This window comes from Asanoa sp. NPDC049475 (genome assembly GCF_040676915.1).
In the GTDB taxonomy this organism is placed as follows: Bacteria; Actinomycetota; Actinomycetes; order Mycobacteriales; family Micromonosporaceae; genus Asanoa.
On record NZ_JBFAPY010000003.1, the window covers coordinates 544,428 to 562,264 of the forward strand.

Below are 17,837 nucleotides of genomic sequence, written 5' to 3' on the forward strand. Positions count from 1 at the left end.
CAACCGACATGGGCGACGATGCGTGTAGTCGCCGATCGGCCGGACACGAGGGACGGCCGCGATCGGGAGGATGCGAGGACGGTGGTTTCCTTGCGTGACGGGGGCGACCTCGACGTGGTGCCCGGGCTCGGGCCGCCAGGTCAAGCCAGCTTCGAGGAGTTCTACTCAGCCCATTTCCAGTCACTGACCATCCAGCTGTACGCGTACACCCGGGATCTCGCCGGGGCACAGGACGTCGTGCAGGAGGCGTTCTGCCGGGCGTTGGCCCGGTGGAAACACGTGGTCGACTACGACGATCCGGCGGCCTGGGTGCGCCGGGTCGCCTGGAACCTGGCCACCAGCCGGTGGCGGCGGACCCGGACGGCGGCGTTGTTCCTCCGCCAGCAGCGGCCGGAACACGTCGCGGAGCCCAGCCCGGACCGGGTCGCCCTGGCCCGCGCACTGGCCACCCTCAAGCCCGACCACCGCAAGGCGGTCATCCTGCACTACCTCGCCGACCTGCCGATCGGCGAGATCGCCCGGCAGGAGGGCGTTTCCGAGAACACGGTGAAGTCGTGGCTGCACCGAGGTCGCGCCGCGCTCGCCACCCAGCTCAACGAAGAGGAGGCGGAGCGTGCCTGACTTCGACGACGACCGCCTGCACGAGATGTTCGCCGAGTTCCGCGGCGAGGTGGCTCCCTACGTCTCTCCTCCCGGGACCGCCGCGGCCCGCCACTGGGTCCGCCGCCGGCGCCGGGTCGGTGCGGCGGCCATCGCGGCCGGCGCCGTGCTGTTCGTGGGCGGCCCCACGGTCGGCTTCGTGGCAGCGAACCACGACACCCCGACCCCACCACCGATCGGCCCGACGGGTCTGCCGACTCCGAACCCGACGACGCCGGCCCCGACGCCGGAGACGCCCACGCCCACCGAGACCAGCACGCCACCCAGCCAGCCCGGCCTGCCCAAGATCAGCGGCAAGGTGTTCTACGTGGACCAGGACGGGAAGCTCTACCAGGGCGGCCGCAAGTTCCCCGGCGGCGACGTCCTCAACGTCAACGTCTCCCCCGACGGCAAGCAGGTGACCTGGGTGGAGAACGGCGACCTGGTGATCTCCGACCTGGACGGCCGGCACAAGGAGGTCATGTTCCCGGACGTGGAAGAGATGTGCACAGAACCGATCTGGAACGCGGACGGTGAACGGCTGCTGGTCACCCCGGTGCGGCAGGGGAAGGTGACCGAGCACGTCGTCGTCCATCAGATCGGCACGGGCGAACCGTTCGACCGGGTCGACGGGTGCCACATCCGCTGGTCGGCCGACGGTGAACGGATCGCCTACCAACACGGCGACGTCCGCGGGGTGACGGTCCGAGACCTCTTCGGCGGCAACGAGGTGGTCCTGGACGAGCACGATGTGGATGGTCGGTACTACGTCGGCCTCAACGGCATCTCCGCCGACGGCGGTCGGATCTGCGTCTGGCTACAAGGGCCGGACAGCCCGGCCGGCGACGCCGCGCGGGACCTCGGTTGCAACACGATCATGGACGTCGCGAAGAAGAAGGTGGTCGAGATGCCGTTCGACGGCCAGCTGACCAACGCCATCTTCCTAGCCGACGGCGGGATGCTGGCCCGGGTCAAGACCGACAGCGGTTCGGAGCTGTTGCGGCTGGACGCCGACGACCGGGTGATCGCCCGCAGCGTCGAGTCGAAGGCCAACGCCGGACGCAGGCTGCTGGCCTACACGCCGTAAGCCGGCTAGGGCGCGGTCACCACCAAGGGGACCGCGCCCAGCAGCGCCCAGTCGTGGCTGATGTCGGCCGCGCACCGGAGCAGCCGCGGCAGGTGCTCCTCGGTGAGGCGCTCCACCGAGGTCTCGGCGGCGTGCACGGTCACGTTGATCGCCGCGACCACCTTGCCGTCGCCGTCGCGGACGCTGGTCGCGATCGAGCGGATTCCCAGCGCCAGGTCCTGGTCGGCCAGCGCCCAGCCCTTGGCCCGCACCTCGCGGAGCTGGCGGTCGAGCTCGTCGCGGGTCGGCTGCCAGCGCGGCGTGATGCCGGACCGGCTCGGCTCGGCCAGCGTCGCCGACAGCTCGTCGGGCGCGAGCGCGGCCAGCAGCACCTGGCCCATCGAGGTGGGCGGCGCCGGGAAGCGGGTGCCGATGTTGACCGCCAGGGTCACGATCTTCGGCACCGCCACCCGGGCCACGTAGACGATGTCGCCGCCGTCGAGCTGGGCCATCGAGGTGGACTCGTTGGTCTGAGCCACGAGCCGTTCCATGTGCGGCCGGGCGACGTCCCACATACTCAGCGAGTTGACGTACGCCATGCCGAGCTCGAGCACCCGCGGAGTCAGCGCGTATCCACGCTCCGCGGCCCGCACGTAGCCCAGCTCTTCGAGGGTGAGCAGGATCCGCCGCACCGTCGGCCGGGCCAGCCCGGTCACGCCGGCGAGATCGCTCAGCGTGCGCACGGGCTGGCCGGCCTGGAACGAGCGGAGCACGTCGAGCCCACGGGCCAGCGCTTCGATGAAGTCAGGTCCGGACTCGCGCGCCATTCCTCAATGCTTCCATTGCGCCGAGCCGGCGTCGTAGTCGGAGTACTGGTAGGGGTTGTCCACGGACTTCGTCTCAGGGATGTCCGGGTTCATCCCCTTCTGCCAGGCATCGTCGCCCATCTCGCCGACGAGGTAGTCGATCGTCTCGGTGATCTTGCTCCGGGCCGCTGCCAGGTCGACGTCGACCAGCCGGCCGGCCCGCTTGACGACCCGGCCGTTGACGACGACCGCGTCGACGTCCGCCCGCTGGGCCTGGAACGCGATGTGCCCGTACGCGTTGAGGATCGGGAACATCACCGGCGAGTTGTCATTCTTGATCAGCACGACGTCGGCCTTCTTGCCCGGCTCGAGGCTGCCGACCACCGAGTCGAGCCCCAGCGCCCGGGCGCCGCCCATGGTGGCGTACTCGACGACCTGCTCGGCCCGCAGGTGGCAGTGGGTGACCGTCTCCGCGTTCGAGTGCGCCTCCATGTGCTCGCGGGACCGGTCGGCGCCGAGCGTCGTGCGCATCGCCGAGAACAGGTCTCCGCTCCACCAGACGCTGGTGTCGTTGGACAGCGAGACGGGGATGTCGTGGTGGCGAAGCTGCCAGGTGGGCGGGTAGCCCTGGCCGGCGCTCTGCTCGCTCTCCGTCGCGACCGAGACCGAGCCGCCGGTCGCGGCGATCCGGTTGTACGAGTCGCGGGTCAGCGTCGCCGCGTGCACGTACACGGTCTGCGGGGTCATGAAGCCGTTCTCGTGCATCAGCCGGATGCCGTCGTCGTTGGTGGCGCCCCAGACGCCCGCGTGCGTGGTCACCGCCACGCCGAGCTCGCGGGCCACTTCGAAGGCCGCCTTCTCCGGGAAGGCCGGGTCGCCGGTCACGTCGAAGGCCAGCTGGAACCCGAGCATGTCGCCCTTGCCGTGAAGCCGGCGGCTCACGAAGTCACGGAACTCCGGCGCGGCCGACCACTGCCAGGGTCCCTGCTGGATGTTGCCGTAGGCGAGCACGAACCGGCCGGGCACCGCCTCCAGCGCGTCGACCGCCGCCTCGGCGTGGTCGACGGTCTGCAAGCCGTGCGACCAGTCGACGGTGGTGGTCACGCCCGCGTCGATGGCCTCCAGCGCACCGAGCAGGTTGCCGGCGTAGATGTCCTGCGGGCGGAACAGCTTGCCGGACTCGATGTAGTACCAGACGAAGTACTGGGTCAGCGTCCAGTCGGCGCCGTAGCCGCGCATCGCGGTCTGCCACATGTGCCGATGGGTGTCGATCATGCCGGGCATGATGATCCCGCCGCTGGCGTCGATCATTTCGGTGCCCTCGGGCGCGGTCAGGCCGTGGCCTATCTCGGCGATCTTGTCGCCGACCACCAGCACGTCCGCGTCGCGCAGCACCGTATGGCTGTTGTCCATGGTCAGTACGAGGCCGTTGCGAAACAGCACGCTCATTTGCCGTCACTCCAATCGGACAGTAGTCCGCCTAGCGGCCAACCGGTCGAACGTCGCGATTGTGAGCCCGTTCACACTGAATCGTCAAGGTGCCGGTTGTTGCGCGGAGAGTCAACTCATGACCAAGATGAAACGGTACGGACGGTCGTCCGCACAGCGGACACTTCGAGGGGAGCTGGCGAGTGACGGAGAACAACGGGCCGCTGAAGGGCATCCTGGTGGCCGACTTCTCCCGGATCCTCGCCGGTCCGTACGCGACCATGCTGCTCGCCGACCTGGGCGCCGACGTGGTCAAGGTCGAGGGTCCCGGCGGAGACGACACCCGCACCTGGATGCCACCGGTCCGGGACGGCATCGCGACGTACTACCTCGGCATCAACCGCAACAAACGGTCGATCGCCCTGGACCTGCGTGACCCCGACGACCTGGCCGCCGCCCGCGAGCTCGCGCGGCGGGCCGACGTGATGATCGAGAACTTCAAGCCGGGCGGGCTCGCGCGGTTCGGGCTCGACTACGACACCGTCTCGGCCGGCAACGCCGGCATCGTCTACGCGTCGATCAGCGGGTTCGGCTCGGGCGTCGGTGCGTCGATCCCCGGCTACGACCTGATGGTGCAGGCGATCTCCGGCCTGATGAGCCTGACCGGCGACCCGGACGGTCCGCCGTACCGGGCGGGCATCTCGGTCTTCGACGTGATGGCCGGGCTGCATGCCAACATCGGCATCCTGGCCGCGCTGCACCACCGGGCGGGGTCCGGGCGCGGCCAGCACATCGAGGTGAACCTGCTGTCGTCGGCATTGTCGGGGCTGGTCAACCACAGCAGCGCGGTGGTCGCCGGCGACACCGTGCCGTTCCGGATGGGCAACGCGCACCCGAGCCTGTTCCCGTACGAGCCGCTGCCGACCGCCGACGGCGACCTGATCGTGATCGCCGGCAACGACGGGCAGTTCCGCAAGCTCTGCCAGGTGCTCGGCGTCCCGGAGCTCACCGACGACCCGCGCTTCACGCGCAACCAGGACCGCACCGCCAACCGCGAGGCGCTGCGCCCGCTGCTGGTCGAGCGGCTGCGCCTGCGCACCAAGGACGAGTGGTTCCGCGACCTGATCGCCGCCGGGGTGCCGTGCGCGCCGATCAACACGCTCGACCGCGGGGTCGACTACGCCCGGGAGCTGGGCCTGGAGCCGGTGGTCGACGTCGGCGCGGTGCCCAGCGTTCGCAACCCGATCACCTTCTCGGCGACGCCGCCCCGCTATGAGCTTCCGCCGCCGGGGCTCGACGAACACGGTGAGGAGATCCGCGCATGGCTGAGGAGCTGAGTTTCGGCACCGCGATCGGCACGTCCGATGCGACCCGCATCTCGCTGCTGGGGCAGGACCTGGCCGCCGACCTGATGGGCAAGGTCGGCTTCGGCGAGCTGGCTTTCTGGCTGGTGACCCTGCGCCGCCCGTCCGCTTCGGAGGTGCGGGTGTTCGAGGCCGTGCTGGTCGCGCTGGCCGACCACGGCTTCACGCCGACCGCGATCGCCGCCCGGCTGACCTACCTGAGCGCGCCCGAGTCGATCCAGGGCGCGCTGGCGGCCGGACTGCTCGGCGGCGGCTCCCGGTTCCTCGGCGTGACCGAGGACTGTGGACGGTTCCTGGCCGCGACGCTGGCCGGCGCCGACACCCCGACCACCGACGCGGGCTTCGACGAGCTGGCCCGCGCCGCCGTCACCGAAGCGCGCGCGGGCAAGCGGTTCGTGCCCGGTCTCGGCCACCCGGTGCACAAGGAGCAGGACCCGCGTACGCCGGTGCTGATCAGCATTGCCCGCGAGGAAGGCCTGGAGGGCCCGCACCTGCGGCTGTTCCAGGCGATCGGCCGCGTCCACCCGGAGATCCTGGGCCGCACGCTGCCTCTCAACGGCGCCGGCGTGGCCGGAGCCGCGCTCGCCGACCTCGGGCTGCCGATCGACCTGCTGCGCGGCTTCGCGCTGCTGGCCCGCGCCGCCGGCCTGCTCGGCCACCTCGCCGAGGAGCAACGCGACCCCATCGGCATGGACGTCTACACCACCGTCGACCGGCACGCCCACTACACACCTCGAGACTGAGAGGAGCGGCATGGCCAACGTCGTCGCGGTCATCGCCTCCACCCACCACCCGTTCTTCTACCGCGCGAGCACCGCGACCGGCGCTGACCGGCCGCCGTTCGCCGACGAGTGGGTGAGCAAGATCCGCTCGTTCCGGGAGACGCTGACGCGGGCCAACCCGGACGTGCTGGTGATGGTCGGCTCCGACCACTTCCACCAGCTCTGGCTCGACAACATGCCGCAGTTCCTGGTCGGCAAGGCGCCGTTCTACGACGCGAACTGGCACAACGAGGAGCGCGAGTTCGGCCTGCCGAAGATGCTGCTGCGCGGGCAGGAAGACCTGTCCGGTCACATCCTGCGCGCGGGCCTCGACGCCGGCTTCGACCTCGCGTTCAGCAACGAGCTGCGGATCGACCACAGCATCACGTGCCCGATCATCACGCTGCGGCCTGAGGCCGACCTGCCGATCGTCCCGATCTACACGAACATCTTCGCGCCGCCGTTGCCGCAGCCCAAGCGTTTCGTCCAACTCGGACAGACGATCCGCGAGCTGGTCGAGTCGTGGCCGAACGACCTGCGGGTGGCCATCATCGGCACGGGCCACCTGTCGCTGGAGCTCGGTGGTCCGCGCCAGTTCGGACCGCACGGCCCGGATCCGGAGTTCGACCGCCGGGCGATCGAGTGGATCGCCAACGGCGACCTCGACGGAGCCCTGGCCGAGGTGACGCTGGACAGCCTGCACCAGCCGGGCAACGCCACCCACGGCTTCATGGACTTCATGCTGATGATGGGCGTGGCCGGCGCCGGCGTTAAGGCCGACTACACCGACTCGCTGGACCTGTTCCACACGATGGAGGCCTACTTCACCTGGTACCCGCAAGGGGCGGCAGCATGAGCAGGTATCTGCTGGACAAGTTCCTCTACACCGTCGACCGCGACCCCGAGTTGACCGAGCGCTACCGGTCAGATCCCGCGGGCACCGTCACCTGGTGGGAAGCCGAATACGCCAACAAGCTGCTCAACAGCCACAGCGAGGAGGCCAGCACCTGGCTGCGCCTCGACCAGGTCGAGCGGGCGGCACTGTCCACGCACGACTATGTGAAGCTGTTCGAGCTCGGCGCCCACCCGTTCCTCACGCTGACGCTGTTCATCGCGATGTTCGAGCGTGACTACGCCGAGCCGTTGGCCTTCCAGAAGGAGTACGCGGCCCGGCTCGCCCACTTCCACCTGCCGTACCCCGACATCACGACATGAACGTCCAGCGGGCTGCCGTCGTCGACCCTCCCGGGCAACCGCCGCGGCTGGTCGACCGTGCCGTGCCGCTGGCCGGCGAGGGGCAGGTCCGCGTCGCGGTCTCCGCGGCACCGGTCACCCCGCTCGACCTGCTCTGCGCGTCCGGCACCTCGTACTTCGGTGTGCCGGCGAGCCCCTACGTCCCGGGCGTGCAGGGTGTCGGCCGGCTCGACGACGGCACGCCCGTCTGGTTCCCCACCGACGCCGGCATGAAGCCGGGCGACGGCAGCATGGCCGAATACGCGGTGGTGCCGGCCACCGACGTGGCCATGCTGCCGGCCGGCGTCGACCACCACCTGGTCGCCGCGCTGGGGCTGTCGGCGGTGGCGGCATGGCACGCGCTGACCGGCCGCGGCGAGCTGGTTGCCGGCGAACAGGTGCTGGTGCTCGGCGCGGGCGGCGTGGTCGGCCAGGCCGCCATCCAGATCGCCAAGCTGCACGGCGCCCGCCGGGTGCTCGCCGCCGCCCGGTCGACCGCGGCGCAGGAGCGCGCACACCGCGCCGGCGCCGACGGAGTCGTCGCGGTCTACCCGGACGACGACGTCGCGACACTGACCCGGCGCCTCGGCGACGCGGCCGACGGACCCGTCGACCTGGTGCTCGACCCGGTCTTCGGGGTCGCGGCCGCGGCCGCGCTGCGCGTGCTCGCCGTCGGCGGCCGGCTGGTCAACCTCGGCAGCGCGGCAGACGAGACCGCGCCACTGCACTCGGCGACCATCCGCAGCCGGTCGCTGCGGGTACTCGGCTACACCAACAGCGAGCTGACCCCGGCACAGCAGGCCCGCACGGTCGGCGTGCTCGCGGACCACGTCGCCGCCGGGCGGCTCACCGTGGCGTACGAGGCGGTGCCGCTGGAACACGTCGCCGACGCCTGGCACCGCCAAACCGCCGGCAACGTCCCGGGCCGGATCGTCCTGACGATCTAGCCCGGCCCGTTTGCGCCCAGCCGGCGGGGGTACGGCAGCAGGCATGATTGATCCGGACCTGCTCGACCGCGTCTTCACCGGCGAGGAGCGGCTGTCCAGCGACGAGATCCACCGTCGGGTCGTGGCGCTCGACCCGCCGGCCGAGGTGCTGATCGCGTTCGACCACCTGCCCGAGGGCGAGTACGCCGTCGACGAGGTGGCCGAGATCGTCGGCTCGGAAGAGCCGGCCTAGCGCTCGTCCTCGAACGGGAAGCCAGCCTCGAAGAGGTCGAGGGCGCGACCCATCCGATCCAACGAGAACACGTGCTCGTCGTCGAGGACGCCCAGAATCGTGCCGACCACCGCGCCGGCGAAGGCGCGACTCTCGATGTCGCCCCTCGGACGGCCCAGCCGCTCGGCGACGCCGTCCGCGAGCATCTTGATGGTCCGTTGCAACTCGTCGAGCTGGGCCGCGCGCAGCTCCGGCACCGACCGGATCAGCCGCTGCCTGGCCTGCTCCCGGTCGAACTGCTCCGGGCTCATGTCGGTGAAAGCCTGCTCCATCGACCGGCGCAACGCGGTCAGCACCGGTAGCTCGGCCGGCTGCTCCTGGAACGCGCGGATCATGATCGGGTCGAGGTCGTCGACCAGGACGAGCTGTTCCTTCGACGGGAAGTACCTGAAGAACGTGCTCGGCGAGATCTCGGCGGCTTCCGCGATCTGCTCGACGGTCGTCTCGCCGTAGCCCTTCTCGGCGAACAGCCGCATGGCCTGTTCACGGATGGTGGCCCGGGTCCGCAGCTTCTTGCGCTCGCGGAGCCCGAGCCCCACCTCTTGTTCAGCCGGCATGCACTGATTCTGTCACCGGGGCGGGGCCGGGCACCGGCAGCCGCTCGGGCCGGGCCGGTGCGGCCGGGCGGCGAGGCAGCAGCCAGAACGCGACCACGGCGGCCAGCGCGCAGAACCCGACACACACCCACAACGTCTGGTTCATCCCGCTGACGAAAGCGGTGCGCACGGTGTCCAGCAAGGCCAGGTCGCCGCGCCGCGCCGCCACCGCGACGCCTGCCGAGACGCTGTCGGAGACCGGCTTGACCGCCGCACCGCCGAGTCCGGCCTGGTAGCCGGCGCTGAGCACCGTGCCGAGCACGGCCACGCCGATCGTGCCGCCGGCCTGGCGCAACGCCTGGATCACGGCCGAGCCGGAACCCGCCCGCTCGACCGAGAGGGCGTCCATCGCCGCACCCATGGTCGCCGGCATCGCCAGCCCCATCCCGGCACCGAGCAGCGCGATCCAGGTGGCCGTCCACCCGTAGCCGGTGCCGACCGTGGTCATCGCGCCCAGGCCCAGCGCCACCGTGAGCAACACGAACCCCGTGCCGATCAACGGACCCGCGCCGAGCGCGCGGCCCAGGCGACCACCCACCCGAGTGCCGACCAGCAGGCCGCCGATCAATGGCAACATCCGCACGCCGGTGCCGAACGCGCTGGCGCCGCCGACGGCCTGGAGGAACTGCGGCACCAGGAAGAGCAGACCGAACATCGCGAAGTTGATCACCGTGGCCAGACCCGACCCCAGGGTGAAACCGCGACTGCGGAACAGGGCCAGATCGATCAGGGGGTACGCCGCGCGGCGTTGCCGGACGACGAACAGTGCGAGCAGCGCGAGCCCGGCCGCGACCAACCCCCAGTCGCCGAGGTCCGACCAGCCGTCCTGGCCGATCCGGATGAAGCCGTATGTGAGTCCGAGCAGTCCGGCCGAGGAGAGCAGGATGCCCGGCAGGTCGATCGGGCGGGAGTCGTTGCCCCGGGACTCGGGCACGAAGAGCGCGACGGCGAGCACGCCGACGAGCACCAGCGGCACGTTGATCAGGAAAATCGATCCCCACCAGAAGTGGTCGAGCAGCCAGCCGCCGAGGATCGGGCCGAGGGGCAGGCCGATGGCGGTCGAGGTGACCCAGATGGTGAGGGCGCGGCCGCGCTCACGGCTGTCCGGGAACAGCACCGGCAGCACGGCCATGGACAGCGGCATCATGATCGCGGCGCCGAGGCCGAGCGCGGCCCGGGCGGCGATCAGCGTCTCGGCGCTGCCGGCGTAGGCGCACAGCACCGACGCGGCGCCGAAGAGCACCAACGCGCCCAGCAGGAACCGCTTGCGGCCGAAGCGGTCACCGAGTGAACCCGCCGGCAGCAGCACCGCCGCCAGGACCAGCGTGTAGGCCGAGGCGAACCACTGGAGCTGCGCGTTCGACGCGTCGAGGTCGACCGCGAGGGTCGGCACCGCGACGGTGAGCACCGTGGTGTCGAGGCCGATGGTGAGCATGGCGACGGCCAGCGCCGCCAGCGCCAACCACCGGCTGGAACGAGAAGTCGGCAACCCGACCACCCCCGAATGTAGAAGTTTCTCTCAAGTGAGAGTAGCTCCTACATTCGATGGACTGTCAAGTTGTATCGACTCTCAGGCTGGCGACACCCGCGGCGTGTGCCACTGGGGCTGCGAGTCCGGGATCTCGACGATCTGGCGGCCGAGCGGCCAGAACGCGGCCGGCACCAGCTTGAAGTTGGCGATGCCGAACGGGATGCCGATGATCGTCAGGCACTGCGCGACGCCCTGGACGACGTGCGTCAGGGCCAGCCACCAGCCGGCGACGATCGCCCAGATCACGTTGCCGATGTCGCTCGCGACACCCGACGTCGGCCTGGTGACCAGAGTGCGCCCGAACGGCCAAAGTGAGTAGTTGGCCAGGCGCAGCGCGGCGATGCCGAACGGAATCGTGACGATCAGCGCGAAACAGATCAGAGCCGCCAGCCCGTAGACCAGAGCCAGAACGATTCCGCTGCCGAAGATCAGCCAGAGGACGTTCAGAATAAAGCGGATCATCCTCACATCGTGCGCCCCCGACCCCGCCTTCCGGGCGAGCATCGGCATCTGTACATAGCTCGATGCCGTAGTAGGGTCCGGACATGTCGGATGCACAAATCAACCGACCGACGCTCACGTCCACTGTGGATGCAGCCGCCGACCTGCCGGCGTTCGACGACGAGGAACGGCCCGCCCGCGTGCTCACGGGACGGATCGGCTGGGGCGTCGCGGCCGTCGCGTTCGTGGTCGCCGTGCTCGTGCTGGTCCAGGTCTTCCGCCCGCTGTCACAGGGAAGTCAGTTCTACCTCATCATCTTCCTGGCCGGCACACTGCCGCTGGTCTTCCTCGCCTACCGCAGCGGAGTGCGGGGCCGGCGTGACCGGCCCACCGTCCTCGACTGGGTGCTCGCCGTGCTGACGCTCGGCGTGTGCCTCTATCCGGTGCTCGGTGGCTACAACGCGTTCCTGGATCGCCAGGGCCTGCTCGAGCCCACCGACGTCGCCATGGGCGCGGTGCTGCTCGTGCTGATCGTCGAGGCGTGCCGGCGCACCACGGGCTGGGTGCTGCCGGTGGTCTGCCTGGTCTTCCTGGCGTACGGCTACTACGGCGGCCTGCTGCCGCAGAGTTGGTCGATCGCGCACGCGGGTCTCGACTTCGACCAGATCGTCGACGCGCTCTACAACTCCGGCAGCGGCTTCTACGGCACCCCGCTCGACGTCGCCGCGTCCTACGTCGTGCTGTTCACCATCTACGGCGCCGTGCTCGACCTTTCCGGCGCCGGCCGGTTCTTCGTCAACCTCTCGGTGGCCGCGTTCCGGCGGTCCCGCAGCGCGGCCGGCCGCACCGCGGTGGCATCCGGGTTCCTGCTCGGCACCGTGTCCGGCTCGGGCACGGCGACCGCGGTCAGCGTCGGCGCGGTCACCTGGCCGATCCTGCGCCGCGCGGGCTATCCACCGGAACAGGCGGGCGGCATGCTCGCTGCCGCCGGCGTCGGCGCGATCCTGTCACCCCCGACGCTGGGCGCGGCCGCCTTCATCGTCGCCGAGTACCTGGAGGTCTCGTACCTCGTCGTCCTGGGCTGGGCGATGATCCCCACGGTCCTCTACTACCTCGGCATCCTGCTGGCGGTCGAGATCGACGCCCGCCGCTTCCGGGTGCGCCCGGTGGACCTGTCCGTGCCGTCGGCTTGGCGGCTGCTGGCCCGCTTCGGCTACCACTTCTCCTCGCTCGTCGTCATCGTCGTGTTGCTCGCCCTCGGCCTGTCCGCGACGAAGGCGGTGGTCTACGCGACCGCGCTGGCGTTCCTGCTGTCGTTCCTGGACCGCCCGAACGCGCTGACGCCGCGGCGGCTGTTCGAGGCGCTGGCCAACGGCGTGCGCGGGGTGCTGCCCGTGGCGGCCGTCTGTGCGGCGGCCGGGATCATCACCGCGATCACCACGAAGACCGGCCTGGGCGCCCAACTGGCGTCGCTGCTCGTGCGGGCGGCGGAGGCGTTGGCCGACAACCGCACGGTGGTGCTGGCGCTGACGGTCGTGCTCGCCGCGGTGGCGCTCGCCCTGCTCGGTCTCGCTGTGCCGGTGACCGCCTCGTTCATCATCGGCTGGGTCATCATCGGCCCGGCGCTGCTGGCCCTCGACGTGCCGGCCCCCGCCGCCGCGATGTTCGTCTTCTACTACTCGGTGCTCTCCGAGGTCACCCCACCGACCGCGCTGGCCGCCGTGGGTGCGGCGGCGATCACCGGCGGGCGCACGGTGCCGACGATGTGGCAGGCCCTCAAGTACGCGCTGCCGGCGTTCCTCGTGCCGATCGCGTTCGTGGTGACCAGGCCCGGCGAGTACCTGCTGGCCCGGGGGCCCTGGCTGGGCGTCGTGTGGACGACCCTGGCCGCGTGCGCGGCGGTGGCGGCCCTGGCGGTCGCCTCCGGAGGCTGGCTGCTCGGCGTCGGCCGGGCAACCCCGCTTCCCCGGGCGTTGGCCGCGCTGGCCGGCCTGCTGTTGCTCTACCTGCACCCGATCTCGATCAGCGTCGGCGCCGCGCTGCTGCTGGCGGTCGCCGCCCTGGTCTGGCGGCACGGCCGGACGGCCTCCTCCGATGCCACGCCGGACGACGCCGTGGTCCCGGATCCGCCGCCCGCCGACCCCGTGCCGCCGACCGAGACCTCCGCACCGTCGTCACTCGAGAAGGAGTCCACATGAGACGTACGACCACGATCTGGTCCGCCGCCCTCGTCGTCGGCCTGGGTGTCGGTGTCGCGCTGGCCGGCTGTGGCGGCCGGCAGGATGTCGCCGGCACCGACGCCGGTGGGGACGTGAGCTGCGAGGTCACGACCGACACGCGGATCGGGATCGCGACCGGCAACTCGACCGGGGTCTACTTCGCGCTGGGCAACGCGTACGCGGAGCAGCTCGCCGCCGCGACCAACCAGAAGGTCAAGGGGACCGCGGCCGAGACCGGCGCGTCCGTGCAGAACATCCAGCAGTTGGTCAGCGGCACCTACCAGGTGGCGTTCTCGTTGGCCGACACCGCCGCCGACGCGGCGGCGGGCAAGGGCAGCTTCACCGCGCCACAGCCGATCCAGGCGCTGTCCCGGATCTATACCAACTACACCCAGGTCGTCGTGCGCAAGGACGCCGGCATCACCACCGTCGCCGACATGCGCGGCAAGGCCGTCTCCACCGGCTCGCCGAAGTCCGGCACCGAGGTCATCGCCAACCGGCTGCTCCAGTCGGCGGGACTCGACCCGGCGAAGGACGTCAAGGCGCAGCGGCTCGACCTCCAGAAGACGGTCGACGGGATGAAGGACGGCTCGATCGACGCGATGTTCTGGTCGGGCGGACTGCCCACCCCGGGCATCACCGACCTGTTCACCACGGCACGGGACCAGGTGGCGTTCATCGACATCACACCGCTGCTGCCGGAGATGAACAAGGTCAGTCCGGCGTACGAGGCCGGCTCGATCCCCGCGGCCACCTACGCCCTGCCGGCCGATGCGAAGACCATCGTGGTGCCGAACCTGCTGCTGGTGAAGGACGACCTGGACGCCAACGTCGCCTGCGTGCTGACCAAGGCTCTCTTCGACCGCAAGCCGCAGCTCGAACAGGCCAACGCGGCCGCCAAGGAGATCAGCCTGGAGACGGCTCGCCAGACCGACCCGGTCACGCTGCACCGCGGCGCCGACAAGGCCCTGACCGACCTCGGCGCTCCCGCCTAGGCCGTCGCGCCGGTCCCCGCGAGGAAGCCGAAGACGCCGTCCGGGTCGTACGCCCGGACGGCGTCGCGCAGCCGGTCGGCGTTGGCGCCGAAGTACGCGCGGGCCGGGTTGTCGAGCAACGGGTCCGGGAAGTTCGGGTAGACGCCGCCGGTGCCGGCCGGGTGGGTCAGCTGCCACGAGCGGTCGAGCCAGTCCCGGGCCGCCACCCGGTCGTCCGCGTCGGCGTCGGCCTCGACCGCCGCGGTCTGCTTGAGCAGGAAGCGCTCGGAGCGGTGCGGAAAGGCCGTGGATCCGGGCGCGACCCGGTTGTAGGCGCCGGCCCACGGCGTGAAGTCGAGCTCCCGCTCCTCCCCCGGCCGGCGGTCGGTGGTCAGCAGCGCGACGAGCGCCCCGAGGGTCTCGCCGTCGAGCGGACGGGCGAAGAACTCCGACCGGCTGTACGTGTGCGCGTCGGCCCGGCGCGGCACGCCGTGCACGTCGAGGTCGGCCAGCACCCGCTTGGTCTCCCGGTGCGGTGCGCGCTGGTGGGTCTGCGTCGCCGCCGGCTCGCCGACCCGGTCGACGAACTCCTCGAGCAGCGCGACGTCGGCCTCCTCGGTGCCGTGCGCCGCGCCGAAGAAGCTGGTGACCGGCATCAGAGCCGGGTCGGCGGGCGTGGACACCACCAGGCTGGCGGCCATCGTGTCGGGCGCGGCCGGCGCCCAGGTCTGCCACGCGGCCAGCACGGCCGGCAGGTGCTCGGGCTCCCAGGTGAAGTGGAACGAGGTCATCGCCGGCGCCGGCACGGACGCGAAGACCAGTGAGGTGACGACGCCGATCGTGCCGTTGCCGCCGCCGCGCAGCGCCCAGAACAGGTCCGGTTCGAGCTCGTCGTCGCAGTCGACGATGCGGCCGTCGCCGAGTACCACCCGGGCCGCGCGCAGCGCGTCGGACGTCAGCCCGTGCGCCCGTCCGAGCACCCCGAGGCCGCCGCCCAGGGTGAGGCCGGCGATGCCGACCGCCGGGCCGCAGCCGGCCGGGATGGTGACGCCGGCGGGCGCGAGCTGGTCGTAGATCGCTCCGAGCCGGGCACCGGCGCCGACCCGCACCCTCTTGTCCTTGTCGTTGCCGTTGGCGCTGCCGTCCAGGAAGGACACCCCGTCGATCCGGCTCAGGTCGAGCACCATGCCCTCGGTCGACGACATGCCCTCGAACGAGTGCCCGCCGCCCCGCACCGCGAACGGCAGCCCGGCCGAGCGGGCAAAGGCGAGCGAGACCGCCACGTCGGCGTCGGCCGCACACTGCACCACGGCCTGCGGGCGCAAGTGGTGGAAGCGGGCGATCGCGGGACGGCGAACGGCCTCGTAACCGGCGTCCGCGGGCAGCACCACCTCGCCCCGAATGTGGTTGCGCAACGCCGACCAGTCGGGCTCCACGGTCACCTCCGGATGCGGCGGCACGTCAACTCAGCAGGGCCAGCGCGACCTTCACAGGTAGCTTCTCGATGAGTGCATCGAACGTGGTCTCGCCACGGCACCACCGCCGGAACATACGCCAACCAGGCGGGCTCGCCAAGACCGCATGGAACGCCCAGGGGCGCTTGGTAAAAGTCGCCATCAACCGCCGTCCGGCCCGCATTTCGGCACCAAGCGCCGCTTCGATCGCGCTCGCGTAGCCGTCCAGGTCGCCGCTTCCGGCGTGCCGGCCGGCGATCGCGCCGGACCGTGTGGCGAAGCTGATCCCCTCGCGGGTCCACGGCTCGAGCAACCCGGCGGCGTCGCCCGCGACGATCACGCGGCCCTTCCGGAGCGGTGAGTCGGGCGCGCGTACGCGGGTCAGGTGGCCGGAGTCCTCGATCGGCGTGATCCCGCCGAGCCCGAGCCGGTCGACGAGCACCTTCAGGTAGGTCCGCGTCAGCTCGCCACTGCCGCGGGCCGCGATGACGCCGACCGTGAGGGTGTCGTCCTTCGGAAAGACCCAGCCGTACGAGCCGGGGATCGGACCCCAGTCGAGCAACACCCGGCCGCGCCACTGTGGACGGAGGTTCGCCGGGATCGGCACCTCGACCTCCAGGCCGAGGTCGACCTGGCTGTATTCGACGCCGACGTGCCGCGCGGTGACGCCGGAGGACCCGTCCGCACCGACCACGGTCCGCGCGGTCACTTCCTCGCCGCCGGCCAGGCGGAGGCGCACGCCGTCGGCGTCCTGTTCGACGCCGCGCACGCCGACCCCTTGGCGCACCTCGGCTCCGGCGTCGGCCGCCGCGGCCCGCAGCCGGTCGTCGAACTCCGCGCGCCGGACCATCGCCAGCACCGGCCCGTCGACCGAGGTGCGCTCGAACTCCCGCCGCCCGTCGAGGGTGACCACCATCGTGGCGGTCCGGTCGGCGGCCGGGATCGTGATGCGCCCGTCGACCTGACCGATGCTGGTGCCGATCAGGCCACCGCCGCAGGTCTTGTAGCGCGGGTGCACCGCCTTCTCGACGACCAGCGTGCGCGCACCGGCCCGGGCCGCCTCGTACGCGGCCGAGAGGCCGGCCGGGCCGCCGCCGATGATCGCCACGTCCCACGCCGTCATGATCGAAAATTCTAGCCCGCCGTGGCCCGGGCGATCCGCGCGCCGACCCGACGCAGGTGGTCGACCAACTCGACGGGCTCGTGCACGGTGAAGTCGCAGCCGAGCGAGGTCAGCCGGAACGCGAGCCAGTCGACGGTGTCGTCCGGGCTGGTCCATCGGCAGGAGTGCTCGTCGAGCGGCTCCAGGGTGCCGGCCGCGTCGCCGAGCCGGCTGGCCGCCTGCGCGGCCGGAAGCTGGATGACGGCCTTCGCGGCGTACACGGGAGCGAGATCGTGAAGCTGACTCGTCACGAACGCGGCGGCGTCGTCGACGGGAAGCTCACGCGGCGGCACGCGCTCCCCCGTCGACTTCGTGTTGTCGATCCGATCGGCGCGGAAGGTGCGCCAGTCGTGGCGCTCGTTGTCGTAGCCGACCAGGTACCAGCGCCGTCCGGTCATCACCAGGCGGTGGGGCTCCACGAGCCGCTGGGTGGGGATGCCGTCCTGGTCGCGGTAGTCGAAGTAGACCCGCTCGTTGCTCGCCGCGGCGGCCTGCAACGCGGTGAGCTGTTCGGGGTCGACCAGCGCGGCGTCGGTGGGCGCGGTCGCGGTGGTCAACACGCCGACGCGTTGCCGCAACCGGGTGGGCAGGACCTGCTGGACCTTGGCCAAGGCCCGCACGGAAGCATCGGCGATGCCGGCAACGGGTTGCCGCGCGGTGGTACGCAACCCGACGGCGATCGCGACGGCTTCGTCGTCGTCGAGCAGCAGCGGTGGCATGGCGGCACCGGCGGCGAGCCGATAACCCCCGCCGGCGCCCATCGTCGCCTCGACGGGATAGCCGAGCTCACGGAGGCGCTCGATATCGCGCCGCACGGTGCGCTGAGAGACGCCGAGCCGTGCGGCCAGCTCGCTCCCGGGCCACTCGCGCGGCATCTGGAGCAGGGACAACAGGCGGAGTAGTCGACCTGGCGTGTCCGTCACGGCACTCATCATGCCCTATGAA

At 71.2% G+C, this 17,837-nt stretch carries 18 protein-coding genes; 10 read left to right on the plus strand and 8 right to left on the minus strand.

All coding sequences use genetic code 11. The features are described from left to right. The first annotated feature begins 90 nt into the window (after positions 1-90). Positions 91-621 carry a SigE family RNA polymerase sigma factor gene (locus AB0J88_RS13730; protein WP_364345179.1) on the plus strand — a complete coding sequence of 177 codons (531 nt, stop codon included), beginning with the start codon at positions 91-93 and terminating at the stop codon, positions 619-621. Further along, positions 614-1,726 (plus strand): hypothetical protein, encoded by a 1,113-nt coding sequence (locus tag AB0J88_RS13735; protein ID WP_364345177.1) that lies wholly within the window; start codon positions 614-616, stop codon positions 1,724-1,726. Before AB0J88_RS13730 ends, AB0J88_RS13735 begins: the two co-directional genes overlap by 8 nt. A gap of 5 nt (positions 1,727-1,731) precedes the next feature. On the opposite strand, the gene AB0J88_RS13740 is transcribed toward AB0J88_RS13735, so the two are convergent. Both AB0J88_RS13740 and AB0J88_RS13745 read right to left on the minus strand, forming a co-directional pair. Continuing rightward, positions 1,732-2,532: an IclR family transcriptional regulator C-terminal domain-containing protein gene (locus tag AB0J88_RS13740; protein ID WP_364345175.1), complete on the minus strand. Its 801-nt coding sequence runs from the start codon at positions 2,530-2,532 to the stop codon at positions 1,732-1,734. 3 nt (positions 2,533-2,535) lie between these two features. Beyond that, on the minus strand, positions 2,536-3,960 hold the full coding sequence (locus AB0J88_RS13745; RefSeq protein ID WP_364345173.1) for an amidohydrolase family protein: 1,425 nt from the start codon (positions 3,958-3,960) through the stop codon (positions 2,536-2,538). A gap of 182 nt (positions 3,961-4,142) precedes the next feature. Here AB0J88_RS13745 and AB0J88_RS13750 point away from each other — a divergent pair, with 182 nt between their 5' ends. Genes AB0J88_RS13750 through AB0J88_RS13775 form a run of 6 tightly spaced genes read left to right on the plus strand, consistent with a single transcriptional unit; the run spans position 4,143 to position 8,476 of the window. Continuing rightward, positions 4,143-5,276 (plus strand): CaiB/BaiF CoA-transferase family protein, encoded by a 1,134-nt coding sequence (locus AB0J88_RS13750; protein WP_364345171.1) that lies wholly within the window; start codon positions 4,143-4,145, stop codon positions 5,274-5,276. Continuing rightward, entirely contained in the window at positions 5,261-6,046 is a 786-nt protein-coding gene (locus AB0J88_RS13755; protein ID WP_364345169.1) for a citryl-CoA lyase, read from the plus strand. Before AB0J88_RS13750 ends, AB0J88_RS13755 begins: the two co-directional genes overlap by 16 nt. A gap of 10 nt (positions 6,047-6,056) precedes the next feature. Beyond that, a complete protein-coding gene (locus tag AB0J88_RS13760; RefSeq protein WP_364345167.1) occupies positions 6,057-6,920 on the plus strand; it encodes an extradiol ring-cleavage dioxygenase in 864 nt (287 codons plus the stop codon). Continuing rightward, a complete protein-coding gene (locus AB0J88_RS13765; RefSeq protein ID WP_364345165.1) occupies positions 6,917-7,279 on the plus strand; it encodes a hypothetical protein in 363 nt (120 codons plus the stop codon). Before AB0J88_RS13760 ends, AB0J88_RS13765 begins: the two co-directional genes overlap by 4 nt. Then, a complete protein-coding gene (locus AB0J88_RS13770; RefSeq protein WP_364345163.1) occupies positions 7,276-8,244 on the plus strand; it encodes a zinc-binding dehydrogenase in 969 nt (322 codons plus the stop codon). The genes AB0J88_RS13765 and AB0J88_RS13770 overlap by 4 nt, the downstream gene beginning before the upstream one ends. 43 nt (positions 8,245-8,287) lie before the next feature. Further along, entirely contained in the window at positions 8,288-8,476 is a 189-nt protein-coding gene (locus AB0J88_RS13775) for a hypothetical protein (protein ID WP_364345161.1), read from the plus strand. On the opposite strand, the gene AB0J88_RS13780 is transcribed toward AB0J88_RS13775, so the two are convergent. From AB0J88_RS13780 to AB0J88_RS13790, 3 genes are all read right to left on the minus strand, one after another. After that, the gene (locus tag AB0J88_RS13780; RefSeq protein ID WP_364345158.1) at positions 8,473-9,072 is read right to left on the minus strand and encodes a TetR family transcriptional regulator; all 600 of its coding nucleotides are present in this window, start codon (positions 9,070-9,072) and stop codon (positions 8,473-8,475) included. The genes AB0J88_RS13775 and AB0J88_RS13780 overlap by 4 nt on opposite strands. Beyond that, positions 9,062-10,600, minus strand: a complete 1,539-nt coding sequence (locus AB0J88_RS13785) for an MFS transporter (protein WP_364345157.1) — start codon at positions 10,598-10,600, stop codon at positions 9,062-9,064. The genes AB0J88_RS13780 and AB0J88_RS13785 overlap by 11 nt, the downstream gene beginning before the upstream one ends. Before the next feature lie 81 nt (positions 10,601-10,681). After that, a complete protein-coding gene (locus AB0J88_RS13790; RefSeq protein WP_089252735.1) occupies positions 10,682-11,104 on the minus strand; it encodes a YccF domain-containing protein in 423 nt (140 codons plus the stop codon). 83 nt (positions 11,105-11,187) lie between these two features. On the opposite strand from AB0J88_RS13790, the gene AB0J88_RS13795 reads away from it, so the two are divergent. Both AB0J88_RS13795 and AB0J88_RS13800 read left to right on the plus strand, forming a co-directional pair. Next, positions 11,188-13,281, plus strand: a complete 2,094-nt coding sequence (locus AB0J88_RS13795; protein WP_364345155.1) for a TRAP transporter fused permease subunit — start codon at positions 11,188-11,190, stop codon at positions 13,279-13,281. After that, entirely contained in the window at positions 13,278-14,297 is a 1,020-nt protein-coding gene (locus tag AB0J88_RS13800; protein ID WP_364345153.1) for a TAXI family TRAP transporter solute-binding subunit, read from the plus strand. The genes AB0J88_RS13795 and AB0J88_RS13800 overlap by 4 nt, the downstream gene beginning before the upstream one ends. Here AB0J88_RS13800 and AB0J88_RS13805 read toward each other — a convergent pair. Genes AB0J88_RS13805 through AB0J88_RS13815 form a run of 3 tightly spaced genes read right to left on the minus strand, consistent with a single transcriptional unit; the run spans position 14,294 to position 17,815 of the window. After that, complete coding sequence (locus AB0J88_RS13805; RefSeq protein WP_364345151.1) at positions 14,294-15,718, minus strand: FAD-binding protein; 1,425 nt, start codon at positions 15,716-15,718, stop codon at positions 14,294-14,296. The two genes, AB0J88_RS13800 and AB0J88_RS13805, sit on opposite strands and share 4 nt — an antisense overlap. Before the next feature lie 19 nt (positions 15,719-15,737). After that, entirely contained in the window at positions 15,738-16,853 is a 1,116-nt protein-coding gene (locus tag AB0J88_RS13810; RefSeq protein ID WP_364345149.1) for a geranylgeranyl reductase family protein, read from the minus strand. Positions 16,854-16,864: 11 nt separating this feature from the next. Continuing rightward, complete coding sequence (locus AB0J88_RS13815) at positions 16,865-17,815, minus strand: YafY family protein (RefSeq protein ID WP_364345147.1); 951 nt, start codon at positions 17,813-17,815, stop codon at positions 16,865-16,867. Positions 17,816-17,837 lie beyond the last annotated feature (22 nt).